General features: G+C 64.8%; 20 protein-coding genes. 9 read left to right on the top strand and 11 right to left on the bottom strand.

The features are described 5' to 3' along the window. Positions 1-31: 31 nt before the first annotated feature. The 4 genes from QRN11_RS07520 to QRN11_RS07505 all read right to left on the bottom strand — a co-directional run bounded on the left by QRN11_RS07520 (position 32) and on the right by QRN11_RS07505 (position 3,399). Positions 32-985, bottom strand: coding sequence for a glycoside hydrolase family 16 protein (locus QRN11_RS07520; protein ID WP_285250584.1), 954 nt, complete (start codon positions 983-985; stop codon positions 32-34). Between the two features lie 120 nt (positions 986-1,105). Continuing rightward, positions 1,106-1,492 carry a DUF1622 domain-containing protein gene (locus QRN11_RS07515; RefSeq protein WP_091417406.1) on the bottom strand — a complete coding sequence of 129 codons (387 nt, stop codon included), beginning with the start codon at positions 1,490-1,492 and terminating at the stop codon, positions 1,106-1,108. A gap of 122 nt (positions 1,493-1,614) precedes the next feature. After that, the gene (locus QRN11_RS07510; RefSeq protein ID WP_285250488.1) at positions 1,615-2,475 is read right to left on the bottom strand and encodes an SDR family oxidoreductase; all 861 of its coding nucleotides are present in this window, start codon (positions 2,473-2,475) and stop codon (positions 1,615-1,617) included. Positions 2,476-2,478: 3 nt separating this feature from the next. After that, on the bottom strand, positions 2,479-3,399 hold the full coding sequence (locus QRN11_RS07505) for an MSMEG_6728 family protein (RefSeq protein ID WP_285250487.1): 921 nt from the start codon (positions 3,397-3,399) through the stop codon (positions 2,479-2,481). Between the two features lie 155 nt (positions 3,400-3,554). Here QRN11_RS07505 and QRN11_RS07500 point away from each other — a divergent pair, with 155 nt between their 5' ends. Continuing rightward, positions 3,555-4,145 (top strand): hypothetical protein, encoded by a 591-nt coding sequence (locus QRN11_RS07500; protein WP_091417414.1) that lies wholly within the window; start codon positions 3,555-3,557, stop codon positions 4,143-4,145. Between the two features lie 163 nt (positions 4,146-4,308). On the opposite strand, the gene QRN11_RS07495 is transcribed toward QRN11_RS07500, so the two are convergent. Next, positions 4,309-4,980, bottom strand: coding sequence for a transglycosylase family protein (locus QRN11_RS07495; protein ID WP_285250486.1), 672 nt, complete (start codon positions 4,978-4,980; stop codon positions 4,309-4,311). A gap of 288 nt (positions 4,981-5,268) precedes the next feature. Here QRN11_RS07495 and QRN11_RS07490 point away from each other — a divergent pair, with 288 nt between their 5' ends. From QRN11_RS07490 to QRN11_RS07480, 3 genes are all read left to right on the top strand, one after another. After that, positions 5,269-6,330 carry an adenosine deaminase gene (locus QRN11_RS07490; protein WP_285250485.1) on the top strand — a complete coding sequence of 354 codons (1,062 nt, stop codon included), beginning with the start codon at positions 5,269-5,271 and terminating at the stop codon, positions 6,328-6,330. Positions 6,331-6,593: 263 nt separating this feature from the next. Further along, the gene (locus QRN11_RS07485) at positions 6,594-7,511 is read left to right on the top strand and encodes a pullulanase X25 domain-containing protein (protein WP_285250484.1); all 918 of its coding nucleotides are present in this window, start codon (positions 6,594-6,596) and stop codon (positions 7,509-7,511) included. Positions 7,512-7,625: 114 nt separating this feature from the next. After that, on the top strand, positions 7,626-7,955 hold the full coding sequence (locus tag QRN11_RS07480) for an acylphosphatase (RefSeq protein WP_285250483.1): 330 nt from the start codon (positions 7,626-7,628) through the stop codon (positions 7,953-7,955). A gap of 33 nt (positions 7,956-7,988) precedes the next feature. Here the strand turns inward: QRN11_RS07480 and QRN11_RS07475 are convergent, their stop codons facing one another. The 3 genes from QRN11_RS07475 to QRN11_RS07465 all read right to left on the bottom strand — a co-directional run bounded on the left by QRN11_RS07475 (position 7,989) and on the right by QRN11_RS07465 (position 14,773). After that, complete coding sequence (locus tag QRN11_RS07475) at positions 7,989-11,633, bottom strand: TM0106 family RecB-like putative nuclease (protein WP_285250482.1); 3,645 nt, start codon at positions 11,631-11,633, stop codon at positions 7,989-7,991. Positions 11,634-11,786: 153 nt separating this feature from the next. Further along, the gene (locus QRN11_RS07470) at positions 11,787-12,992 is read right to left on the bottom strand and encodes a TerC family protein (protein ID WP_285250481.1); all 1,206 of its coding nucleotides are present in this window, start codon (positions 12,990-12,992) and stop codon (positions 11,787-11,789) included. Positions 12,993-13,045: 53 nt separating this feature from the next. Beyond that, positions 13,046-14,773, bottom strand: coding sequence for a RecQ family ATP-dependent DNA helicase (locus tag QRN11_RS07465; RefSeq protein ID WP_285250480.1), 1,728 nt, complete (start codon positions 14,771-14,773; stop codon positions 13,046-13,048). A 245-nt stretch (positions 14,774-15,018) separates the two neighbouring features. Here QRN11_RS07465 and QRN11_RS07460 point away from each other — a divergent pair, with 245 nt between their 5' ends. Further along, positions 15,019-17,346: an FdhF/YdeP family oxidoreductase gene (locus QRN11_RS07460; protein WP_285250479.1), complete on the top strand. Its 2,328-nt coding sequence runs from the start codon at positions 15,019-15,021 to the stop codon at positions 17,344-17,346. Between the two features lie 137 nt (positions 17,347-17,483). Here the strand turns inward: QRN11_RS07460 and QRN11_RS07455 are convergent, their stop codons facing one another. Continuing rightward, positions 17,484-17,813 carry a DUF6457 domain-containing protein gene (locus QRN11_RS07455; RefSeq protein WP_142057480.1) on the bottom strand — a complete coding sequence of 110 codons (330 nt, stop codon included), beginning with the start codon at positions 17,811-17,813 and terminating at the stop codon, positions 17,484-17,486. 163 nt (positions 17,814-17,976) lie between these two features. Between QRN11_RS07455 and QRN11_RS07450 the strand changes: the two genes are divergently transcribed. From QRN11_RS07450 to QRN11_RS07435, 4 genes are all read left to right on the top strand, one after another. Beyond that, positions 17,977-18,327: a GNAT family N-acetyltransferase gene (locus QRN11_RS07450; protein WP_285250478.1), complete on the top strand. Its 351-nt coding sequence runs from the start codon at positions 17,977-17,979 to the stop codon at positions 18,325-18,327. A 178-nt stretch (positions 18,328-18,505) separates the two neighbouring features. Then, complete coding sequence (locus QRN11_RS07445) at positions 18,506-19,417, top strand: serine hydrolase (protein ID WP_285250477.1); 912 nt, start codon at positions 18,506-18,508, stop codon at positions 19,415-19,417. A gap of 47 nt (positions 19,418-19,464) precedes the next feature. Beyond that, positions 19,465-20,826 carry an MFS transporter gene (locus tag QRN11_RS07440; RefSeq protein ID WP_142062792.1) on the top strand — a complete coding sequence of 454 codons (1,362 nt, stop codon included), beginning with the start codon at positions 19,465-19,467 and terminating at the stop codon, positions 20,824-20,826. 31 nt (positions 20,827-20,857) lie between these two features. After that, on the top strand, positions 20,858-21,064 hold the full coding sequence (locus QRN11_RS07435) for a hypothetical protein (RefSeq protein WP_142062796.1): 207 nt from the start codon (positions 20,858-20,860) through the stop codon (positions 21,062-21,064). 57 nt (positions 21,065-21,121) lie between these two features. Here QRN11_RS07435 and QRN11_RS07430 read toward each other — a convergent pair whose 3' ends face one another. Continuing rightward, a complete protein-coding gene (locus QRN11_RS07430; protein WP_285250476.1) occupies positions 21,122-21,874 on the bottom strand; it encodes an ArsR/SmtB family transcription factor in 753 nt (250 codons plus the stop codon). Between the two features lie 42 nt (positions 21,875-21,916). After that, positions 21,917-23,152 (bottom strand): mechanosensitive ion channel family protein, encoded by a 1,236-nt coding sequence (locus QRN11_RS07425; protein ID WP_285250475.1) that lies wholly within the window; start codon positions 23,150-23,152, stop codon positions 21,917-21,919. Positions 23,153-23,173 lie beyond the last annotated feature (21 nt).

The raw sequence follows: 23,173 nt of genomic DNA, 5'->3' as shown, positions 1-23,173 counted from the left end.
CCCCATGCAGGCGGGCTGCGGCCCGTGCGTCCTAGCCCTTCTCCCAGATAGCAACCCAGTCAACGTACAGATGGCCGCTGGTTTCAGGGGCCGGGCATACAGGCAGGCACGATTCAGTCTGCAGGATGTAGTGCATGGGCGTGTCAGGAGTCGATGTCGCGCTGATGCCGATTGACCTGCCATCAAGAAAAAACTCAACCCGTCCGGGGTTCCACTCGATGGTGGCAGTGTGCCAGGAGCTGAATGTTGCCGTGGTGTGGAACATGTCAATGAGCTCGCCCTCAGCGCTGCCAGTAGCGTGCATGGCAGCGAAAATCGATGACGCTAAATCTCCTTCGGGGAAGTCGATCTCGCCATCCTCCGGCCACTGCTTGCTGTCGGGCCAGAGCAACCAGGCTGTTTTGTATCCCGGCAGTGGATCGGCCTTAAACCGTACAGAGTAGCGTCCGTAGAGTTGGCTGTTGTAGGGGCGCCCGCTGGTCTCGCTGAACTTGGGCGACGGCGCTGCGCCCATTGATGTGCCGTTTTCGGAGTGCAGATACATGTCCAGGACGCCGTCTTTGACGCTGAGGACCTTGGACGGGAAATACCCGGACTTCGCCTCATTCAGCTGGGCCGCTGTATCCGGCGTGCCGTCAGCATAATTTTCGCTCCAATTCGCGCCGTACTTCCCGCCTGGGAATTCGCCAACAGGGACATTTCCGTTGACAAAATCCTCGGCAAAGACCTGCTTCCAACCGGGCAGGTTTCCGATAGGCATGGCTTCTCCGCTGGGCGGATTGGCTGCCAGGGCGGGAGAACCAGGGGCCTCTCCCGCTCTGGTGCTTTGGACCGGTGATGAATCGGAAACGAAACTCAGCGCGCCAAAGGCCAGAACCGACAACACGACCGTCAGCACGACGGGGCGTACCTGCATGCGACGCCGGGATTTCTCCGCGCCGTCAGCCCGTGCAGGGGCCGCTTCGATGGTTCTGGTTCCGATCATTGCATTCAAGTGCCTCTGCGGGCCGGCGGCAAGATACAGGCACTGTACCGCAGTCATTACGGGGCGGGATATGCGCCCCGTAAGTGCGCGCTGCTCTCTCCGCGCCCACTACAGGAGTTTCTAACCCGCCGTTGCCTCCGCAGGGTCACCTGACTGCTTCTGCCACGGCCAGCGCCCGGTGATTTCAAGCTCGAGGGAAAAACTGAGGAATGTCCTGATCAGCACAATGATTGCCAGGACTCCCACGGTTTCGAAGGTGGGCGTGACGGCGACAGTGCGGATGATGTCCGCGGCAACCAAGAGCTCAAGCCCCAGCAGAATGGATCTGCCCAAGAGTTGGCGGTATAAGCGGTAGAAGCTCAGTTTCCCGGTGCCGGCAGGGAGCCTTCGCGGCTGATGACCCCGAAGCGCCAGAGGGATGGACACCAGGGCACCGATCACCATCACGGCTACGCCCGCGAAATCGACAACCTGCCCTGCAGCCTCAATAACTTCCCGAAAATCCATGTTCCCGCCTCACCCTGCCGAACGCCTGTCCGGACTCCTGCACCAACACCGGCACGGAACTCCCGCGCAGCCAGCCTAAACGCCGGGCCGCTGTCCGCGCCGGAACCCGGCCGCAGCGGAAGCTATGGGTGGCGCACGCCGTTCCCGGCCAGGATGTCCCTGTAGCCATCCCGGAAGGACGGAAAAGCGAAACCAAAGCCAGTGCCGCGAAGGAGGCTGTTGCTGCAGCGCTTGTTTCCAGCGCGGGCAGGTCCGGCGTCACCCACGGGCGGCTCCGTCACGACCAGTTCGCCGGCAAGGAACCGGAGTACGGTGCCCAGGTCGGCCGGATCATCGTCCACACCAACATAGACGGGGGCCGGTTCAGCAGTCATGGTGGCCAGATGGACAATCGCTGCGGCTGCGTCATCACGGTGGATGCGGTTGGTGTACCGGATGTCCTGGGGGACGACGGCGGAACCGCTGCGCACCTGGTCGATCAGCCTGGTCCGGCCCGGCCCGTAAATGCCGCCCAGCCGCAGGGATACAGCGGCGGTTGATGTTCCGGCGAGCCGCTGCCGGAGAAGTTCCTCAGCCTCTACAAGGATCCGGCCGGAGAATCCGCCAGGAGCGGGCGGTGTTCCCTCGTCCACCCAGCCGCCGCCTGCATCGCCGTAAACCGCCGTGGACGAGACAAAAAGCACCCTGCCCGGCGTCACGCCGTCGCGCGTTAATGCGTCCAGGACGTTGCCGACTCCCTGCACGTACGCGGCCCGGTAGGCCGCTTCCGTTGCTGAATCTGCGGCTACGGAAATGACGACGGCGGCAGTGTCCGCCGGGACGGGCGGAAGGCTGGGCGCGCTCAAGTCAGCGGCAACACCTTCGATGGCGGCCGGCAGTTTCGAGGGGGAGCGGCGCCATCCCACCACGCGATGGCCCAGGGCAGCGAACCGCAGGCCCGCTTCGGTGCCCAGGTCGCCGCACCCGGCAAGGAGGATCGTCATGCGCTACGGTGCCTCAACCGGGAAGAATACGCGGGGATCCTGCAGGAGCGCCGGGTAGGTGAAGGCTGAGCGGTCGATGATCTCGGTCACCGTGAAGTTCCTGCCGAAGCGTCCGTCCTCCAGTGTGAGGGGCCTGCCCACCACCTGTCCCACGGCAAACTTGTGGCCGTGTTCGAAGGGGACAGCGACCGGCGTTTTCCCGGGAAGCGTGGAGAAGGCCTCCTCCTGCGCCAGGCGCTTGCGGGTGGGCTTCTTCTGCTGCGGCTTGGGGGCCGCCTTTCGCGGCTGCTTGGACGGGCGGCGGGAGCCGTCGTCGATGTAGACAGGGGAGTAGCCGTCATCTGGCTCTTCCAGGGCAGCCGCGGCAGCGGGAAAACCATGCACCGGGGGAAGCGCCACCGTGTCCAGGGCCTGGGGGTCGACGTCGTGATGCGGGGACCGGAGGATCCACAGAATGTCCCCCTCGGGTTCCTGCGGCAGGAACTCGTGCTTCGGCTCCGGCCAGAGGTAGTCCATGTCCGGAACCGCATCCTCAAACACCGAGGTGTAGAACTTGGGTTCCTTGCGCACCAGCTTGGAGCGGTGGCTGAGGTGGAAATCGGGGTCGCCAAGCCAGGGCGGCATCGGAATCTTCGCGGCGTAGTCCGGGTGGGCTGCCTGCGGCGCGAACTCGGTGATGTTCTCCCGCGTCTTATCCGGGTGCCCGCGCTTGGTCCATTCGTCCACCATCGCCAGCCCGTACATGGTCAGGGCCGGCACATACCCCATCCACATCCGGATTGCCGGGTGGGTCTGCCAGCCGTATCCGGGAATGACCAGGGCGCGCAATGTCTGGAGCGCTTCGACGCGCTGTTTGCCGAGCCGGGCGGTATCCAGGGCGGCGGCGCTCTGCCGGAAATCTGGGTACGGGAGGAAGGTTTGCATCCCTTCAGTCTGACGGCAGCCTGCGGATGTGCCAATTGCAGTGCCGGGCGCCACACGCAGAGCGGCAAAGTGTTCACATAGTGGACCTATGCATACAGCGCGGAGTCAAAACCACTAAGATCTCCGCAACACCCCACCATTTTGGAAGCCCACTCATGACATCAACACCTGAAAAAACAGCCGGAATCCCCCACTCCTTCGCGCCCCGCTACGGGCAGATGCTGAGTCCGGAAGCTAAGGGCATCCTGGTCCTTGACGAATTTACCCTAGACCCTGAGATCGCGCGGAAGGACCAGCACCGTTTCCGCGACGGCATCGCCGCCGTCGCCCGGACGGTCCGCCGTATCGCAGCCCTTCGGGTGATCATCGCGATCGTGGCCATCGGCAATCTTCCGCTGTTCCTGCTCTCCAGCGGGTGGTGGATATACGGCGTTTCCCTCGCCCTCGTGGTCGCTGTGCACACCGCCGTCACGCTGTTGAACCGGCACGAGCCGCGCCTTAAGCAGCAGTCGGCGCTGGAGCTGCACATGCACCGGGAGAAGAGCGCCAATTACCGCAAGGTCCGCGACGCCGTGAAGTACATGATCGACACCCCCAGCCGCATGAACGAGCACCTCTACCTGGAGCTCCTGGCGGTCAAGCGGGTCGCCCTCAACCTGGCCCACGGCACCGTTGCCCTGCTGGACACCAGCGACGAGTCCGCCTGGAAGGTGCGGATCGTCCGCGAAATTCCAGCCCGCAGCTAAGGCTTCTGCCTTCCGCGGCACTTAAAAAGTACGACGCCGGCGCGCCCCTTCTGGGGGCACGCCGGCGTCGTTTCTGGTCAACGGAATTTGTCTATCGCCGACCTGTATTGGGAGACCGTACCGGCCTCACTCACTACCGCGCCGTCAATCAGGCGGCAGCGGTTCATGCGGGAAGCTGGATGACCTGTCCCTCGAAGACGAGGTTCGGATCGGAAATGGTGTCCAGGTTGGCGTCGGCAAGCTGCTGCCAGCCGCCGTTGATGCCCAGCTTCCCGGCCACGATGCTCAAGGTGTCACCGGCCTGCAGTGTGTACGTCTCGCCGCTCAGGGCAACTGCTTTCACGTGCTTGGCAGCCGGAGCCGTGGCAGGGGCCACCTGGACGGGTGCGGCCTGCACCGGTGCGGCCTGCACCGGTGCGGCCTGGACGGGTGCCGCCTGAACTGGAACGCTCTGCACCGGCGCGCTCTGCTGAACCGCCCCGGTAGCTCCGCCGCTCAGGCCAAGCTGTGCTGCGCAGGAGGGCCAGGCTCCCCAGCCCTGTGCAGCCTGGACCTGCTCGGCCACGGCAATCTGCTGCTCACGGCTGGCGTCTGCGGCCGAACCACTGCCGCCGTAGGCTGCCCAGGTGCTCGGGGTGAACTGGAGGCCGCCGCTGAAGCCGTTGCCGGTGTTGATGGCCCAGTTGCCGCCGCTCTCGCACTGTGCCAGTGCGTCCCAGGTGGAGGTGCTGGTAGCGGCGTTTGCCGCGGTTGCCGAAAGTGCGAGACCTGCGGCCGAAATGGCGGCCACGGTGGCTCCACGGCGTGCGGCAGTACGGAATCTGGTGTTGTTCATGATGGTTATGCTCCTGAAGGCCACCGGCGCTGGTTCCGTCCCCGGAGATCATCGCGCCACTGCCCGCCCCTGACGAATAGAGGTCAATTTCGGTGGCTGCCTGCTGGGCAGTTCTGGTGGAGGCAGCACCTGGCATTCATGTCGCCCGCTGGCCGGGCATGTGTTTCACGCTAGGACATACCAGGTGCGTTATCAAACTGAGATCTTGTCTGGGCGAAGGCTGGTGGTTTCCTGAATGCGCTTCCAACCAGCGAGGCGTGAATCCGGCGGGGGCACTATCCTGACCGGATGGATAACTTTGCGGGCGGTAGTGCCGTGGCCGAAACCGAACCCGAAACAGCTGAACCGGACGTCTCCGCCAGGCCCCTTCCCGTGGCCGAATTGCACCTTCATATCGAGGGCACCCTCCAGCCGGAGCTGATCTTTGCGCTGGCCGAGCGGAACGGCATCACGCTGCCGTATTCGGGTTTGGATGAGCTGCAGGCACGGTATGAGTTCACCGACCTGCAGTCCTTCCTGGACCTCTACTACGCCAACATGGCGGTCCTGCAGACGGAACAGGACTTCGCGGACATGACCCGTGCATACCTGGAACGCGCGGCTGCTGCCGGTGTGAGGCACGCCGAGATCATGATGGACCCGCAGGCCCACACCTCACGCGGCATTCCGCTGGAGACCTGCGTCAACGGCGTCGCCTCAGTCCTGGCAACATCCCAGGAAGAGTTCGGGATCTCCACCCTGCTGATCGCAGCATTCCTGCGCGATCTTTCCGAAGAGTCGGCGCTGGAAGTCTTCGACGGCCTGATGGCGATGAACGCCCCCATCGGGGCGGTGGGGCTGGACTCAGCGGAGGTGGGCAATCCGCCGTCGAAATTCGAGCGGCTCTACGCCAAAGCCCGGGAAGCCGGCCTGCGGCTCACCGCGCACGCAGGCGAGGAGGGGCCGCCGTCGTACATCGTTGAAGCCTTGGACCTCCTGGGCGTGGAGCGGATCGATCATGGCATTCGCTGCATGGAAGATCCCGACCTGGTGGAGCGGCTCGTGGACGCGCGGATCCCGCTGACAGTCTGCCCGTTGTCCAACGTGCGGCTTCGTGCGGTGGACACGCTGGCTGACCACCCGCTGCCCGCCATGCTCGCCGCGGGCCTGAATGTCTCCGTCAACTCGGATGACCCCGCCTACTTCGGCGGCTACGTGGATGACAACTTCAGCCAACTGGACGCGGTGTTCGAACTCTCCGATTTCGACAAAGCCCGGCTCGCGGCAAATTCCATCCATTCGTCGTTTGCCTCGGAGGAACGGAAGTCCGAACTGCTGGCCGAGCTGAACGGCCTCGAAGCGCCGCAGTGACGCCGCCTGTGTCCCAAACAACAACCGCGCCGACTTGCCGCTAAACTTGGTGCCGCAGGCGTGTCCGGAGGGGTGCAGGGCGGAACCTGTGGAATCACTCCGGGGTTATGCAGCCAGCCCTACACCCGATACTCCAGACTCACTTGCGGGAATCTCCGCTTCATAGTCGGTCACGACACGCAGAGTTAACCAATTCAAGTCGCGCGATGTAACGGGCAGTTGGCAAGATGCCTAAGACCGATCGCTTTTATAAAAGGGGAACCATGGCCAAGTCCACCGCAGAAAACACCTTCCTTCGACTCAAGACCGTGCTGGATGTCCTGACCGAAGGCGTGTGGTCCGGTGATGCACTTAACGCGGGGCAGGTCCTCGCGGAGGCTACGGCACGCGTGCCGTTCAACGAGCATGAAGCCGAACTGCTCAGCGGCGGAATTCCCCGCGGGCACAAGACGCTGACTTCGGCCACGGCCAAGCTGGTCAAGGCAGGCTGGCTGGTCAAGGGCCGCTCCGGCTGGACCATCACCGAAGACGGCATGCGCGCCACGGTTGCCTACCCGGACCCCGTGTCCTTCGCCACCGCGCTCGACGCCGGCACTCCCGTTCCTGCCGACATCCCCGTTCCTGCGGCTCCCGCAGGATTCGTCCGCAAGACCACCGCTGTTGCTGAAATTCCGGCGCCGGCAGCCAAGACGGAAGCCAAGAAGACCACCCGGAAGACTCCCGCCAAGAAGGCCGCCGCGGCTGTAGGCAAGGCTGCCAAGGTGATCGAAGACGCCGTCGAGCCTGTGGTGAAGGCAGTGCGGAAGGGCAAGGCTCCGGCCAAGGCCGATGAGGCTGCCGCTGCTGCCGAACCGTTTGAGGGCCCGGATGTTGAGACGCTCCCGCAGCCTGAGGCAGTGGCTGTTGCAGGCGACTTCAACACCATCCTTGGTGCGCCCGAGAACTGGGCTCCGCAGTACGACGAAGCGCAGATGGAGTTCGACTTCCTGGATCAGCTCTGGAAGAAGACCGCTGAGCTGCCGGCCGGCCACTACACCTTCAAGATCGCCCTGAACCGGTCCTGGAACGAAAACTACGGCGCCTTCGGCACCTTCGATGGTCCCAACCACGAGCTGTACCACGACGGCGGCACGGTCACCATCCGCTACAACCACAGCACCCGCGACATCACCATCAACTAACCGCTCCGCCCTCCCAACCGGGTAGCGCCAAGTGTCGTTTTGAAGGTTCAAGGTTCAAAACGACACTTGCGGCTACTGACTTGGGAGGGGCGGTGCTGGCGGAGGGCAAGCACTATGGCGAGGCACGCAGGTTCACGGTCCGAAGAGCCTGATCCGTCCGACGCGGATGCCGGGGCGGTGCGGCTGACTGCCCGCGTTTTTGGCGTGGTGCAGGGTGTCGGGTTCCGCTACTGGACCATGGGCAAGGCAGAAGAGCTGGGCCTTAGCGGCGAGGTGAAGAACCTCGACGACGGTTCGGTCGGCCTGGTGGCCGAGGGGCCGCAGTGGAAGGTCCATGAACTCCGGGAATGGTTGAACTCGAACCGGACCCCCGGGAGGGTGGAACGGGTGGAGGACTCCATCACCGAAGCTGAGGGAACCTTTCGCGGCTTCAATGCCCGCTGACACCGAAAGGGATGTTTTCGATCACGGCGGGCTTCATCCCCTTGGGCTCAGCCCGATGAACGCGCCCAGCTCCTCCAGGGCTGCGGGCCGGTGCGGCATGTAGCTGGTGAGCTCCGGGGAGCGGATGATCACCGCCCGCCACTGGCCACGGGACACCGCCACGTTGATGCGGTTTCTGTTCAGCAGGAACTCGGCGCCTCGGGGTGCCTCGTTGACAGCTGAGCAGGCCATCGAGACAAGCACCACCGGCGCCTCCTGGCCCTGGAACTTGTCCACGGTCCCTACCCGGACGTCCGCCAGGCCATCCTCCTCAAGGGCCTTCCGGATGAGGTGGACCTGGGCGTTGTAGGCGGCAACAACCAGCAGGTCTTCCTGGCCTAGCGGACGGGACTCACTGTCCTGCCCGGGCGTCCACTTGAGCCCGAGGTGCCGGCGCGCCTGGCGAACCACCTCGGCCGCTTCCTCCTTGGACGCGGTGGCGTTGCCGGTGTGGTTGACGAAGACCGTTTCCACCCCGGGCTGCAGCTGTTCGAGCTGGCGCAGCGAGGCCGCCGGTGCAGCCTGGAGCTTTCCCTCGTAGCTGAGCTTTGAGACGGCGCGGCACAGCTCAGGGTGCATCCGCCAGCTGTCCGCGAGGAAGTAGCCAAGGTTGGCCGGCAGCGTGGCGTGGCCCGCGGCCAGCCACCCAAGGGCTGATTCGTCCACGGGCTCAGGGTGTGCCCCCTGCGTGACCTGCGGCAGCTGCTGGGGATCACCAAGGAGCAGGAGCCGCTTCGCCGCGCGGGAAACAGCCAGGGTGTTGGCCAGCGAGAACTGCCCGGCCTCGTCGATGACCAGCAGGTCCAGTGCACCGGCCGGTACCTCCTTGCCCGTCATGGTCCAGGCGGTGCCGCCCACCAGGCAGCCGCCTGGCGAGGACAGGAGCCGTGCAACGTCGCCTTCGGTGGTGGCAGGCCAGGGAACATCATGCGGGGACGCGAGCTTCTTCGCCACTACGGCCGGATCCACCCCGCCGGTAGCAATGGCACAGCAGAGCAGGTTCTCGACCACGTTGTGCGACTGGCCCACCACTCCGATCTTCCAACCCTCTTCAACCAGGCGGCCAATAACGTGTGCACCGACATACGTCTTTCCGGTGCCCGGAGGGCCCTGGACAGCCAGGTAGGAGCAGTCGAGGTCGCGGACAGACGCGGTGATCGCCGCGGCGTAATCGGCAGAACCATCAGGCCCGCGCGGGACGTCCACCGGCTGCCGGATAGTCCGGAATCGCGGGGGCTGTTTGCGCAGGATGTCCAGCCCCGGTTGTGCCGGCAGCGAAGGCACTGACGCTCCGACGCTGGCGGCGATTTCGGCGATGGCAGCTTCGATGCTGGACGTAGCGAGGGGCTGGTCCTCGGTCAGAGCAACGGGGATGTGCTGGTACGCGGCAACCTTGCCGGTTTCGCGCTCCGCGATGGTGATGACGGTGTGTTCGGGGTTGTCCGGGGCCGGTGAGATCGCGCTGATCCTGGTTCCGAAGGTAAACGCCCTGGCGCCCGGAGCGGCATCGGGATCTGCCATGCCATCCGGCGGCGGGGCGTCATAGAGCCGGCACCAGCTGGAACCAGCCCGGAAGTCCGATCCCTCGGTCATGGTGCCCTCCAATCGAAGGACCCGGGTCCGCATGCGCTCCCGCGGCTTGGCCAGCGCCCAGTCGGAAGTAACTTCTGCCGATGACACCACAAAGACATTCCGCTGGTCGGACCAGTTCTCGATGGGTGCTTCCACCCGGTCGAAGTGCTGCCACCAGAACTGCTTGCGTTCGCGGCGGTGGTAGCCGGTAGCCGCGGCAACCATGGCGATGGCGCGTTCATCATGGGTCCAGGGGCGGGTGTCCGGCAGCCCGGCCAAGTATTCGCGCAGCCGGCGCTCTTCGGGAGTTTCAGGAGTTCCGGCAGCCTCGTCCGGCACTTCCCTGCGTTCATCCACTTCAGTCCCAGCGGATGAACGAGTCAGCGCTTTCGAGGCTGCCGTGGACGCAGCTTCCGTCCCGGCTGGCCCGGCGATTTCCAGCAGCCAGTCGCGCAAATGGAGTGTGGACAGGCAGTCGTACCGGTTGTAGTCGGAGATGGACGCCAGGATTGTTGCCGCCTCCGCCTCGTTCCCCGCATCACGGGCCGCGCAGTATGCGGCGTAGGCAACTACGGAGGCACCGGCGTCCTTGACGTCCCCGGAACGGAGGTTGTCCCCCATGTACAGCGGTTCGAGCTTTTTGATGGAGTACGACGCTTCGGAAATGCGCAGTGATTGCCGCACCGTGGCGTAGAGGTCCACGAGCAGGCCTTCGCGGAGCCAGGCGTCAACGGTGTCCTCACCGGCCTGGTGCGCAAGGGAAAGGTTCCGCAGGGCTGTCTTTTCGTAGGCGGCGTAATGGTAGACGTGCATGTCCGGATACCGTGCGCGGCGTTCCTCTACATAGGCCAGGAAATCCAGGAAGGCCCGGCGTTCTTCGGATCGGGAGTGGGCCCAGAACGGGCGGAAAGCAGGATCACCGGAACTCCCGGCAACAGGTGCCTCGATCACCCCGAAGAGGTACTCGATGCCCCACGCTCCCGTGGCCGGGTCCTGCCACAGAGGATCGCCCTCGAAGTCGAAAAAGATGTCTCCCGGGCTGGGTGCGGGGAGCGCCCCGATGCGGTTCTCCGGCAGGACCGTGAATGACACTGTGTGCGGCTGGCCGTCTTTAGTGAACGTCCTGGACCCGGCGGCTGCATCCAGGCCCAGCTGCATCCGCGCCTGTGCCCGGAGCCGGACCACTGAGTTCTTCGCCTCGTCAGCAGGCATGGCCGCGAGCTGGTCGATGGTGGTGATGCCGGCGGCATGAAGCTTCCGGCGCTGCACCACAGACATCCCGGCCACCATCAGCAGGTCCCGATGCTCTTGCACCTGCTCGGAGCAATAGTCGCAGCGGCCGCAGTGCACGATCCCGGGCTGCTGCCACTGCACAGTGGTATCAGCGGCGCGGTGCTGCGCTGTCAGCTGGCGGAAGCGCCGGCGTCGTTCCCGGAACACAGGCAGCAGGTCCGGAAGGGAGTGACTGCTGCGAAGCCAGTCATCTCCCACACGGGTTCCGAGCACCAGGGTCACGGTGGGGGAGGGGTCCAGGCCCATCCCAAGGAGCTGGTCACCATACGCTGCCAGTTGCAGCAGGGCGCCCACTTTGGCATGCCTGGCCAGTTTCGTATCCCAGACTTCGTAACGCCCGGGAATGCCGGTGCCGGCGGCTTCATTGACGAGGAAGTCTGCGTAACCCAGGAATTCGCCATCGAAGAAGGTGGCCTGGAAAACGACGTCGGCACCGGAGCGCAGCGCGAGCTCCGTTTCCGCGTGCTTGGCCTGGAGCTCCCCGCGCAGGTTTTGCCCACGTTCGAGCGAGTACACCCCCGCACCGCGGCTCGCATCCCACTCGCCGTACTTCGCGATCAGGCTGGCAAGGACGGTCTGCTCGTGCTTGTCACCGAGTTCGCCGGCGCGGACCTGCATCTCATCCGCTGCGAATTCGGCCTTGGGGCAACGGCCCAGTTTTTCATCCAGGACCCGGAGCGTGCGGTACTCACACTCGCTGGCCGCCACCAGATCGCTGGCGGAAAACACCAGATCCGGCGGCGCACCGGCAGCTGCAGCTTCGAGCAAAAACACGGGGCCTCCCCATCGACAGCCGGGCTGTGATCATTAGCCTAAGGACGGTTCCCCTGGCCTTAGAACCAACCTAGCAAGGGGTACCGACAATCCGGTGCGGGACTGATGTTCCGGCAGCGGGCAAACCGCGACCAACCAGCAAGCGGACAGGTGTCAGCTCCCGTGGGCCGCCGCCCGGACCTGTGCCTTGTCGTGCTCCGCGTGCGCGCTGCGCAGCAGGTTCATGAACTCGGTCTCGTTGCGGACGAGCTTTTTGTACTTCTCCGGCAGCTTTCGGATCTGGTCCTCCTCGCGGCACATGGCAGCGAAGATTTTGTCCCGTTCGGCCATGTCCGTCTCGTAGTTCAGGTCCAAATACTCGTTGGCATGCCGCTTGGCACCGGAGACGGCGTTCTTGGCCTTGCCCTTGGAGCTGAAAACGGAGGCCAGGATGGTCAGCAGCAGCACACCAAGGATGACGCCGAGGGAGACCTCCGTGCTGACCTCCACTACATTTACATGCTGGCCGTCATTGATGAACGGCAGGGTGTTCTCGTGCAGGGCGTGAAGGATCAGCTTCACACCGATGAAGCCCAGGATGACGGCCAGGCCGTACGAGAGGAAGATCAGCCGGTCCAGCAGTCCGTCGATCAGGAAGAACAACTGGCGCAGGCCCATCAGGGAGAAGGCCGTGGCGGTGAAGACGATGTAGACGTTCTGCGTGAGGCCGAAGATCGCAGGGATGGAGTCCAGCGCGAAAAGAAGGTCCGTGCCGCCAAGGGCCACCATCACCAGGAGCATCGGGGTGAGGACGCGCTTGCCGTTTTCAATGGTGAAGAGCTTGTCTCCGTCGTAGTGTTGCGATGCCGGGAGGAACTTCTTGGCGAGCCGCACCACCAGCCCGTCCGTGTCCTCGTCGTCATGGTTTTCGGGCCGCAGCAGGTTTCCGGCGGTGATCAGGAGGATCAGGCCGAAGATATAGAACACCCAGGCAAACCGGTTGATCAAGGTGGCGCCGACGAAAATAAAGGCCGTGCGGGCGATCAGGGAGAAGACGATGCCGAACAGGAGTACCTTCTGCTGGTGAGCCCGCGGCACCTTAAAACTGGCCATGATGATGAGGAACACAAAGAGGTTGTCAACCGAGAGCGCTTCTTCCGTGACGTAGCCGGCGAAGTACTCGGTGCCCATCGTTGGCCCGCCGAACAGCAGCACGCCCAGCCCGAAAAGCAGTGCGATGCCGACGTAAATCGCGGACCAGGTGGCTGATTCCTTCAGTGAGGGTGTGTGGGCCTTCCGCACGTGGAAAAAGAAATCGAAAGCCAGCAGGCCAACGATCCCTGCGATGGTCAGCGTCCAGACATAAGAAGGTACTTCCACGCGGCGGCCCTTTCGTCGTCAGTATCCTTCCAGCCTACCGAAAGCAGGCTTAGCTAAGCAGGGCGCAGGAGTTCATGCTCCACGACGGCGGTACGGGACAAAGTCTTGTACCCCTCCTGCTCGAACAGGACAGTAATAACGTCGTCCTCGTGCCGCATCACCAGCCCTTGACCCCACTCTTTATGGATGACGGCCGACTGCAGCGGGAACTGCTCGTCCGCACTCGGGGAGGCCTGCCCGGATGAGCCCTTCCCGGTAGAACCCTTTCCCATGGGGCCGGGCCCGCCGTCGTGCATGTCCTTCGAACCGGCGGCATCCGCTTGGGCGGCGGCTTCAGCGCAGGTATCGCAGTTGCCGCATGGCTCCGGCAGTTCCTCGCCGAAGTAGCCCAGCAGGAACTGTCGCCGGCAACTGTCCGTTTCCGCATAGGCGCGCATCATGGTGAGCCGCGACTGGTCCACGCGCTGCCGGGCTTCGGCCAGTTCGACGGCGCGCTGCACCAGCGCGGGCAGTTTGGCTTTGGACGTGAGCCGGATGCCGCGCTTGCCTGTGGTGACTGCCCCCGCCTCCTCCAGCTGGTTGACCAGGCCGGTGACGCGGCGCACGGGAAACCCGGTCAGTTCAGCCACGGACGTCTTGGGAGCGGGCGCTTTCGCGGCCTTAAGGACCTTCAGTACGGCTTGCAGCCGGTCCGGGTCCGGGGAGTTGGTGCCGAAGAATTTCCGCAGGCCGAGGTCCTCGGCGCGGTAGTGCAATATGGCCGCGGCAGGCTCTCCGTCGCGCCCCGCCCGGCCGATCTCCTGGTAGTACGCGTCCAGCGACTCCGGAATGTCCGCATGCACCACAAACCGCACATTCGGTTTGTCTATGCCCATGCCAAAAGCGGTGGTGGCAACCACCACGTCCAGTTGGTCGTCGAGGAACAGCTCGTGGATCCGTTCCCGGTCGGCCGCCGAACGGCCAGCGTGATAGGCCTCCGCCCGCAGCCCCTCCTTGGCCAGCTTGGCCGCGTACTTCTCGGTGTCCTTGCGGGTAGCGGCGTACAGCAGGCCCTGCCCCTGGTCCCTGGCCAGAGCCGCGACCTGTTCCAGCACTGCCTTGCGTTTGCCCTTGTCCTCCTGGTGCCGGACCACATCGAGGCTGATGTTGGGCCGGTCGAAGCCATGGACCAGGACCAGCGGGTCCTCCATACGCAGGCGTTCAGCGATCTCGTCGCGCACCGGAGGGGATGCAGTGGCGGTCAGTGCTGCCACCGGCGGGTTGCCCAGGCGCTCACGGACGCTGCCGAGGTTGAGGTAGTCGGGGCGGAAATCGTGGCCCCAGGAGGACACGCAGTGGGCCTCGTCCACCACGAACATGGAAATCTCCAGCTCCGCTATCCGGTCCACGGTCTCCTGCTTGGCGAGCTGTTCGGGAGCGAGGAACAGGAAGGTAGCCCTGCCGTTCTCAACCGCCTGCCACGAGGCCTCCAATTCAGCATCACTACGGGAGGAATTGATCGCGACGGCGGCATCCGCCCCCAGATCCGCGGCCAGCCCGTCCAGCTGGTCTTCCTGCAGGGCAATGAGGGGTGAAACCACGACGGCGGGGCGTCCCGTCGTGTTTTTCAGGTGCAGTGCCGCGACCTGGTAGACAGCAGACTTGCCGTAGCCGGTGGGCATCACCGCCAGGACATCGCGGCCGGCTGCGAGGGCAGCCATTCCGGCCAGCTGGCCGTCGCGGAGGCGGGGCAGGGAGAAGGAAGAGGCCGCCAGGGCGGCGAGGGCACGATCGTCGGGCATAGGGAGCGGCTCCGCAACGGTGGATCCTGCGGCCGGTTGCTTCAGCCGAGATAACCAGCCTAGCGCGGCCGGGGGACGCCGTCGTCGGTGTTCCCGGCTATGTGGACAAGTCCGGCGCTCCCGTTGTACACATCCGGCGCCGGCATCCTTGACTTCCCGGCCACCTGTGAACAACTGTTGAAGGGAACCGGTCCCGTGGCAGGTGCACGGTATTTCGGGTCCGGGCGAAGCGAGGAGGATGCAGCGTGGTGCGCAAGAATCCGAAGGTCGAAGAGGCGGACGAGTCCGGGCTTGAGGTGAGCGGACACCCTAAAACCTGGGCCGCCGGAGTCCCCGGTGTCTATCACTCCATGAAACCTGCGCTGGAGCACATGGGCCTGGAGCGGTCCAGGAAAACCCTGCTGGCACTGAACCAGAAGGACGGCTTTGACTGCATGAGTTGTGCGTGGCCGGACCCGGGCCACCGCAAGACGTTCGAATTCTGTGAGAACGGCGCCAAGGCAGTCACCTGGGAGGCCACCCCGGTAGTGGTCGCCTCGGAGTTCTGGGCTGAGCACCCTGTCAGCGAGCTGCGGGAAAGGTCAGAGTACTGGCTGGGGATGCAGGGGCGCCTGACCGAACCCGTGTACAAACCGGCCGGCGAGGACCATTACCGGCCGGTGGGCTGGGACGAGGCGTTCGGCATCATCGCGGACAAGCTCAATTCCTTGCCAAGCCCTGACCAGGCAGCCTTCTACACCAGCGGCCGCACGTCCAACGAGGCAGCGTTCCTGTACCAGCTGTTCATCCGCGGATACGGCACCAACAACCTGCCGGACTGCTCCAACATGTGCCACGAATCCTCCGGCTGGGCCATGGGCCAGACCATCGGCGTGGGCAAAGCCACCGTCTCTTATAACGACTTCGAAAAAGCTGACCTGATCATCATCCTGGGACAGAACCCAGGGACCAACCATCCACGGATGCTCACGGCGCTGGAGGAAGCCAAGGACGCTGGCGCGCAGATCGTTGCCGTCAACCCGCTGCCGGAGGCGGGCCTGATGCGCTACAAGAATCCGCAGCGCGTGAAGGGCATCATCGGCCACGGCACGGACCTGGCCGACCAGTTTCTGCAGATCCGGCTCGGCGGGGACATGGCGCTGCTGCAGGCGGTCTCCAAGCGGATACTGGCCGCCGAAGCCGCGGCACCGGGCACCGTGCTGGACCATCAGTTCCTGGAGGAGCACTGCCAGGGCCTTGACGAGCTGAAGGCACACCTCGCCACCTTGGACGAAGCCACCGTCCTTGAGGCAACAGGGCTGCGTTCGGACGAAATCGACGAACTGGCGGACCGCTATCTACGGGCAGACAAAGTAATCATCACCTGGGCCATGGGCATCACCCAGCACAAAAAAGCCGTGGCCACCATCAAGGAGATCATCAACCTGCTGCTGCTTAGGGGCAACATCGGCAAACCCGGCGCCGGCGCCTCGCCCATCCGTGGACACAGCAACGTCCAGGGGGACCGCACCATGGGCATCTGGGAGCAGATGCCGCCGGCGTTCCTGGACGCGCTCGGTAAAGAGTTCAGCTTCGAACCGCCCCGGGAGCACGGAGCGGACGCTGTGGAGACAATCCGGCAGATGCGCGACGGCGGCATCAAGGTTTTTGTGGGGCTGGGCGGCAACTTCGTGGGCGCCATGTCGGACACCCATGCGGCTGAAGCGGCGATGGAGAGCACTGAACTGTCGGTCCAGATCTCCACCAAGCTCAACCACTCCCACGCCGTGACCGGCGCCGAGGCCCTGATCCTGCCCACGCTGGGGCGCACCGAGATCGACCGCCAGGAATCCGGCCCGCAGTTTGTTTCGGTGGAGGACACTGTTTGCGCGGTCCACGCCTCCCACGGAACCGTGGAGCCGGTGGCGCCGGGACTGCTCTCCGAAGTGGCGATCGTCAGCCGGCTGGCGCGCCGGGTTCTAGGCGACCGGATCGCCGCTGACTGGGCAGGCTTCGAAAAGAACTACGACCTCATCCGGGAGCACATCTCCCACGTGGTGGTGGGCTGCGAGGACTACAACCGGAAGATCAGGCAGGAAGGCGGCTTCATCCTGCCCAACGGGCCCCGGGACTCGCGCACCTTCAACACCCCCACGGGCAAGGCCGTTCTTACCGTCAATGAACTCGAACACGTGGAACGGCCGGCCGGCACCCTGATCCTGCAGAGCATGCGCTCGCACGACCAGTTCAACACCACCATCTACGGACATAACGACCGCTACCGGGGCATCAAGAAGGGCCGCGAGGTAGTGTTCGTGAACCCGGCAGACCTCACCGAACTGGGGCTGGAGGACGGGCAGCATGTGGACATCTGGGGCGTCTACCCGGACAACGCGGAGCGGGTCCTGCGGAACTACCGGGTGGTGTCCTACCCTACGGCCCGCGGGTGCGCCGCCGCCTACTACCCCGAGGCCAACGTCCTGGTCCCGCTGGAAAGCGTGGCCGAGGGCAGCCAGACGCCCGTGTCCAAGGCAGTGATCGTGAAGCTCGAGCCGGTTCTGGTCCTCGAAGAGGAGCCAACAGCTGCGGGATAGCGGTGGTTGAGTCTGTCGAAACGGCACTTCACCAGCCCGATTTCGACTGGCTCAATCACCGGGGGCTCACGACAGGCTCAAGCACTGGGCACAAGCGCAATCATGGGACCTTCACGACGGGCTCAATGACCCAGCCCTTATTGGGCAGTGTCCGCCCAGCCCTGGCTGGCGGGGCCGCCGTCGTGCCCGTCGTCGCAGAGGCCAAAGGCAACGCTGGCCGCCCGCTGCACCGCCGCACTGGAGGCTTCGCGCGACCCGGCACTGCCGGTGCCGGCTTCCAATCCGGCGGCGTAGCCCACCAGGAACGTGGTGACCGGGGCGGCGGGGTGGATGACGGAGTCCGCGGACTTGCGGGCCAGGTCCAGAAGCAGCTCGTTGTCCACCTTGAGGTCCAGGATCTGCAGCGCCTGGGCAAGCCTGTTGCTCCACTGGTCCAGCACTTGTGCTTCTTCGTCACTGACTGCCATGGTCTGCTCCTTCGTCAACTTTGCCGTGCGGGTGGCCGTTCCGGTGCTGACACTACAAGGCTTCACCACGGAAGTCACCGGGTGCCTGGAACGGAAATAAGGGTGGCCCCGGCCGGGTTAGGCTTGGCAAGGGCAGCAACACAACCGCATCGAAGGAGTCCCCTTGAGTGAGATCACCGTCCGCCACAACGCCGGCCGCGAGCGTTTCGAAATCCTGGACGCAGGCAGCGTGATCGGCAAGGCGGCGTACAAGGAGTACGACGGCGGCGGCTCACCGCAGCGGATTTTCTACCACACGGTGATCAACGAGGAATACGGCGGCCAGGGTCTGGCAGGCAAGCTCGCCACGGTGGCCCTGGACGAAACCGCCAGCGCGGAGATGGGCATCGTTCCGGTGTGCCCTTTCATCAAGAAGTTCCTCACCAAACACCCCGAATACTCGGACAGCTCTGTCCGCGTGGCACCGGCCCACCTGGAGTTCCTGGACTCTGCACTGGCGGCCCGCACCCGCTGACGGTCTTTGCACCCCCGCTTTCGGGGGTGCAAAGTCCACAAAGGGGTGCGGATTGAAGACATGGCCCCAATCCTTACAGCCAGCTCCCAACCTCGGATGATCTAATCGACACCGCATCACGTGCCCTGTGGGCCCGCAGGATGCGGATCGGTTTGTTCAGGTGGAAGAGGTAACCCGTATGCGGGACCAGGAGAGGCGTGCTGCAGCGCGGGATGTCGCTGCGCCCCGGCGGGACCGGAAGAAGCTTGCGCTGCTGTTCACGGCCGTGGCGCTGGTGATCGTGGCGATTTTTGTTCTGGCCGTAGTGCGGTCAGGACCCCTGGCCGCAACCGGCCCAGTCCCGGGGGCTGTTCCCGAAGCGCCGGTGGCCGTGGCCCCGGATTCCCTCGAGGACACCGTCCAGTCCATCCTCGACGAAAATCCGGCCTACCGGATCGGGCTGGCCATGGCCGACATCTCCGGCGACGCCGCACTCACCTTCGGCGACCAGGAGGACTTCACGGCCGCCAGCACCGCGAAGATCATCACAGCCGCCGCCTACTACCACTTGGTGGAAACCGGCGAAGCAAGCCTCGATGACCCACTGGGGGACTACGACGCCGCGTTCCAGCTCGAGGCGATGGTCAACGAGAGCAACAACGATTCCTGGCTGCTGCTGATGGATGCGGTGGGCTATCCGCGGCTGATCGACTACGCGTCCTCCATCGGCATCACCTACGACCCGGAGAAGAACCTCCTGACCCCTGCCGCGATGGCCCTGGTCCTGAAACAGCTATACGCCGGAGACCTGCTGAACCCGGACAACACCAAACAGTTGCTGGGCTACATGCAGGACACCAACAACGAGGAACTGATTCCCGCCGGCTCCCAGTCCGGCATCGAAGTGTTCCATAAATACGGCGAGTTCGACGGCGAACTCCACGACGCCGCAATCCTCGCCTACCGCGGCTCAACCTTTGTCCTGGTCATCTACACCGAGAACGAAGACGGCACCCAGGATGAAGGGCAGGCCAAGGTCATCAGGGACCTCACCGGCGTCGTGGAAAAGGCCCTGTTCCCGCCGGTGCAGGCGGGCAACAAGGCACCCTAGGGTCATCAAAGTCGCTAACGCCCGCACCGGTGGGTAAGACTGTTTCCGTGAGCAACAATCCCCGGACTGGCCTGGCGGTCGCCGGACTCAGCCTGGGCACGGCCCTGAACCCGCTGAACTCCTCGATGATCGCGGTGGCATTGGTGGTTCTCCGCGCTGACTTCGGCCTCGACGTCGCGGCCGTCACCTGGGTGGTCACCTCGTTCTACCTCGCCTCGGCGGCCGGACAGCCCGTGATGGGCAGGCTGGCGGACCGTTTCGGGCCACGGCGGATGTTTATGCTCGGCATGGCACTGGTCGCAGTCACCTGCGCGCTGGCGCCGCTCGCGCCGAACTTCGCCCTGCTGTGTGTGGCGCGGGCATTCATGGCGCTGGGTACGGCAACGGCGTATCCCAGCGCGGTGGTGATGGTGGGCGCCATAGCCCACCGGGCAAACGTTGACTCGGCCCGACCGCTGGGGCGGCTGCAAATGGCGAACACGTCGGCCGCCGCGGTGGGCCCGGTGGTCGGCGGCCTGCTGGTGAGCCTGGTGGGCTGGGAGGCGCTGTTCCTGATCAACGTGCCGCTCGCGCTGGCCGCGCTTCTGATCGTGCGGCAGGCTGCTCCAAGGGACGAGGCCCGGGAGCACGGCAGCGTGGCCGAGCTCGTTAGGGACTCGGACATTCCCGGCATCCTGGCTTTTGTCTCAGCCCTGCTGCTGGTGATGATGGCCGCGCTCAATGTGGCGCCGGGCTACCGCTGGTGGATGCTGGCGGCCGGTACCGTCACCGCGGCCCTGTTCGCCTGGCGGGAGCTGCGTTTCAACCGGCCGTTCCTGGACCTTAGGCTCCTTGGCCGGAACCGGCCGTTGATGCTGGTGTACCTCGGCTTCGCGGTGTTCAGCAGCGTGTACTACTTCGTGTTCTTCGGCCTGCCGCAGCTGCTGCAGGAGGCGGGGGGCTACGATCCCGGGGTTGTGGGCCTGCTGATGCTGCCGCTCGCCGCGATGTCCGTTGTGGCAACCCCGTGGGCGGTGAGGGCCATCGGAAGGTTCGGTGTGCGGCGGGTGCTGATTGCCGGCGTCGTCCTGCTGACGGCGGTTGCCGCCCTGATGTGGCTGCTCACCGGAACGCTCGTGATTCCGCTGGTGCTGGTCCTGACGGCGCTGATGGGCGTTCCTTACGGCACGGTCAGCATCGCCACCAACCAGGGTATGTTCGTCTCCACCCGGCCGCAGGAGCGTGGCGTTGCGGCGGGCATCTACCAGACCTGCCGGTACGTCGGCGCTATCACCGCCACGGTGATGATCGGCGTGTTCGCGGCTGGCGGCGTACACCAGGAAAACTGGGCGCGGATGGTCCTGGCCATGCTGGTCCTGTGTGTGGTGACGTTCGGTGTGTTCCTGCTGTGGAGGCAGCGGACGGACTAAGCGTCTCGAGAGCCTGGTTTATCGTGGAGGTATGGCTTCTCCAAAGGCGCAGCTTTACCTCGATATCACCGCAAAAGGCCTCTGCATCCTGGGCGTGGCGTTGATGATCTTCGGCCGGGGTGCATGGTTCTACGTTGGGGTGGCCATCGTTGTCCTCGGAGTATTGTTCATCGGCGGGTCGCTGATGGCCACCCGCAACCTGCGGCGCAGAGGGTGGGACGGCACGCGCCGAACGTGATGGTGCGGCCCCCGGCCGCCTCCCGCCGTCGTCCGTTCCTCAGCTGTTCAACGGCACTCAGGTGTACATCAGCGAACCCGGCGTGGTGAGTTTTTCGCCGGTTTCCAGCCAGGTTTTCAGGCCGGAGAGGATCATCGGCCACCCGCCGTAGAGCTGTTCGTTGGCGCCTTCGCGGAGGTCGCTGTGGGTGACGGTGAGGCGGCAGGAATCGCCCACGGGCTCGATGTCCCAGGTGACCTTCGAGGTTCCCTCGGCCTTGACGTCCTCGCCCCAGAGGGCGCGCATGGTCTGGACCAGCCGGCGCGGCGGGTCCACCTCAAGGTTCTCGCCTTCGCCCAGGGGAGCGCCGGCTTTGACGTTGTTCATGGTGAAGCTGCCGCCCGGTGTCCAGTCCGATTCGATGGTGTTCCCGAACTGGTACTTGCTGCGGATGTCGCTGTCCGTGATGGCTTCCCAGAGCCGCTCCGGCGTGGTCTTGATGTAGATCTCGAAGATTTTTTCCATGGGACTTTCCAATCTGGATTTGAGGTCGCTGAGGCCAGCGGCCCATGGTTCGGCGTACTTGCTCACCCAGCGGTCGTGGACGAGCCGGATGGGCACCGGATTCAGGAAATGCAGCTTTTCCCGCCCCCGGCGGCGGACCACCACGAGTCCGGCTTCTTCCAGGACCTTGAGGTGCTTGGCGATCCCGAAACGCGTCATGTCGAAGCGGCCCTCGAGGGCGCCGAGGGTCTGGCCGTCTTCCCGGAAAAGCTCGTCAAGCAGGTCCCGGCGGGTAGGGTCTGCGAGTGCCTTGAATACGGCATCCATAGGAACCATGATAGGTGACCATATGGTCACATATCAAGGGTTTTAGTTCCTGGAAGCCAGAGTCTGGTCCCGGTCCTGGAACACCTCGTCGCCGGGGCCGGTGAAGGCGCGCGAACGCTGGACGGCCTCGATCGAGCCGGTGAACAGTTGGGACTCCTGCGGGTCCGCCGGCGTTCGCGAGCCATCCCGGGCGGAGGTGCCCAGCCCCCGCAGTGGCTGCTGACGGCGCGGGGAGGCGCCGCCGTCGGACGCTGCCTCGGTCCAGCGCTGCTGGGGGAGTGCCTCCGGATGCCCCTGCTGGAGGAAGGTGACCATGGCCTCGCGAATGAGGCAGCGCAGGTCGAAGAGCGCGGCGCTGTCCGCGGCGCTGACCAGGATGCGGACGCGGACGAACCCGCCGGTTGCGTCGGTGATCTGCAGGACACCTACGCGCTCGTCCCACAGTTCCGTGCCCGCGAGCACGCTGCGCAGTTCGGCGCGCATGTCCTCCACGGGGGCGCGCCAGTCGAGGTCGAACTCCACGGTGCCCATTACCTCGGACTGGCGGCGGGTCCAGTTTTCGAACGGTGTGGTGGTGAAGTAGGTGGACGGCAGGATCAGCCGCCGGTCGTCCCAGATGTGGACCACCACATACGTCAGCGTGATCTCCTCGATCCGGCCCCACTCCTTCTGGACCACCACCACGTCATCCACGCGGATGGCATCCGTGAAAGCAAGCTGCATGCCCGCGAAGACGTTCACCAGCGAGGTCTGCGCGGCGAGGCCGGCCACGATCGAGATCACGCCGGCGGACGCCAGCAGCCCGGCGCCGAGGGCCTGGATGGCCGGGAACGTGAGCATCACCGAGCCCACGGCCAGGACCACCACCAGGGCAACGCCGATCCGCCGGGCCAGGATCATCTGCGTCCGGAGCCGCCGGGCACGCCGGTTGTCCGCAACGTCAACGCTGTACCGGCCGAGCACCACCGCTTCGATAATCAGCAGGACAGCCACGCCCAGCCAGGCGAGGGAGCCGATGAGGGCTATCAGCAGCAAATGGTCGACGCCGGGCAGCCAGTTTTCGCCCTCGGCCGTCAGCCCCAGCGCGGTGCGGACGCCGATGAGGCACAGCGCCAGCCGCAGAGGCTGGCGGGCCACCCGGGAGGTGGCCTGCAGTTCGGGGCGCTTGCGGTTGAGGCGCAGGACGAGCTTGCGCAGCAGCCAGGACAGGACCAGTCCGGCGGCCACTGCAAGCGTGACGGCAATAAACGGCATGGCGGGATTGAGTAGGTCGTGCATCCATTAAGCTCTACCAACTTC

Origin of the sequence: Pseudarthrobacter sp. fls2-241-R2A-168, assembly GCF_030209335.1 — a bacterium.
GTDB lineage: Bacteria > Actinomycetota > Actinomycetes > Actinomycetales > Micrococcaceae > Arthrobacter.
Note: the sequence above shows the minus strand (reverse complement) of the source record. Positions and strands in the feature narration are given on the sequence as shown.

Excerpts from the sequence above, each read along its gene's own strand:
- QRN11_RS07490 (WP_285250485.1), top strand. The coding sequence starts at position 5,269 with ATGGATAACTTTGCGGGCGGTAGTGCCGTGGCCGAAACCGAACCCGAA.
- QRN11_RS07510 (WP_285250488.1), bottom strand. The coding sequence starts at position 2,475 with ATGACGATCCTCCTTGCCGGGTGCGGCGACCTGGGCACCGAAGCGGGC.
- QRN11_RS07515 (WP_091417406.1), bottom strand. The coding sequence starts at position 1,492 with ATGGATTTTCGGGAAGTTATTGAGGCTGCAGGGCAGGTTGTCGATTTC.
- QRN11_RS07505 (WP_285250487.1), bottom strand. The coding sequence starts at position 3,399 with ATGCAAACCTTCCTCCCGTACCCAGATTTCCGGCAGAGCGCCGCCGCC.
- QRN11_RS07520 (WP_285250584.1), bottom strand. The coding sequence starts at position 985 with ATGATCGGAACCAGAACCATCGAAGCGGCCCCTGCACGGGCTGACGGC.
- QRN11_RS07500 (WP_091417414.1), top strand. The coding sequence starts at position 3,555 with ATGACATCAACACCTGAAAAAACAGCCGGAATCCCCCACTCCTTCGCG.
- QRN11_RS07425 (WP_285250475.1), bottom strand. The coding sequence starts at position 23,152 with ATGCACGACCTACTCAATCCCGCCATGCCGTTTATTGCCGTCACGCTT.
- QRN11_RS07465 (WP_285250480.1), bottom strand. The coding sequence starts at position 14,773 with ATGCCCGACGATCGTGCCCTCGCCGCCCTGGCGGCCTCTTCCTTCTCC.
- QRN11_RS07435 (WP_142062796.1), top strand. The coding sequence starts at position 20,858 with ATGGCTTCTCCAAAGGCGCAGCTTTACCTCGATATCACCGCAAAAGGC.
- QRN11_RS07455 (WP_142057480.1), bottom strand. The coding sequence starts at position 17,813 with ATGGCAGTCAGTGACGAAGAAGCACAAGTGCTGGACCAGTGGAGCAAC.
- QRN11_RS07445 (WP_285250477.1), top strand. The coding sequence starts at position 18,506 with ATGCGGGACCAGGAGAGGCGTGCTGCAGCGCGGGATGTCGCTGCGCCC.
- QRN11_RS07485 (WP_285250484.1), top strand. The coding sequence starts at position 6,594 with ATGGCCAAGTCCACCGCAGAAAACACCTTCCTTCGACTCAAGACCGTG.
- QRN11_RS07495 (WP_285250486.1), bottom strand. The coding sequence starts at position 4,980 with ATGAACAACACCAGATTCCGTACTGCCGCACGCCGTGGAGCCACCGTG.
- QRN11_RS07430 (WP_285250476.1), bottom strand. The coding sequence starts at position 21,874 with ATGGATGCCGTATTCAAGGCACTCGCAGACCCTACCCGCCGGGACCTG.
- QRN11_RS07480 (WP_285250483.1), top strand. The coding sequence starts at position 7,626 with ATGGCGAGGCACGCAGGTTCACGGTCCGAAGAGCCTGATCCGTCCGAC.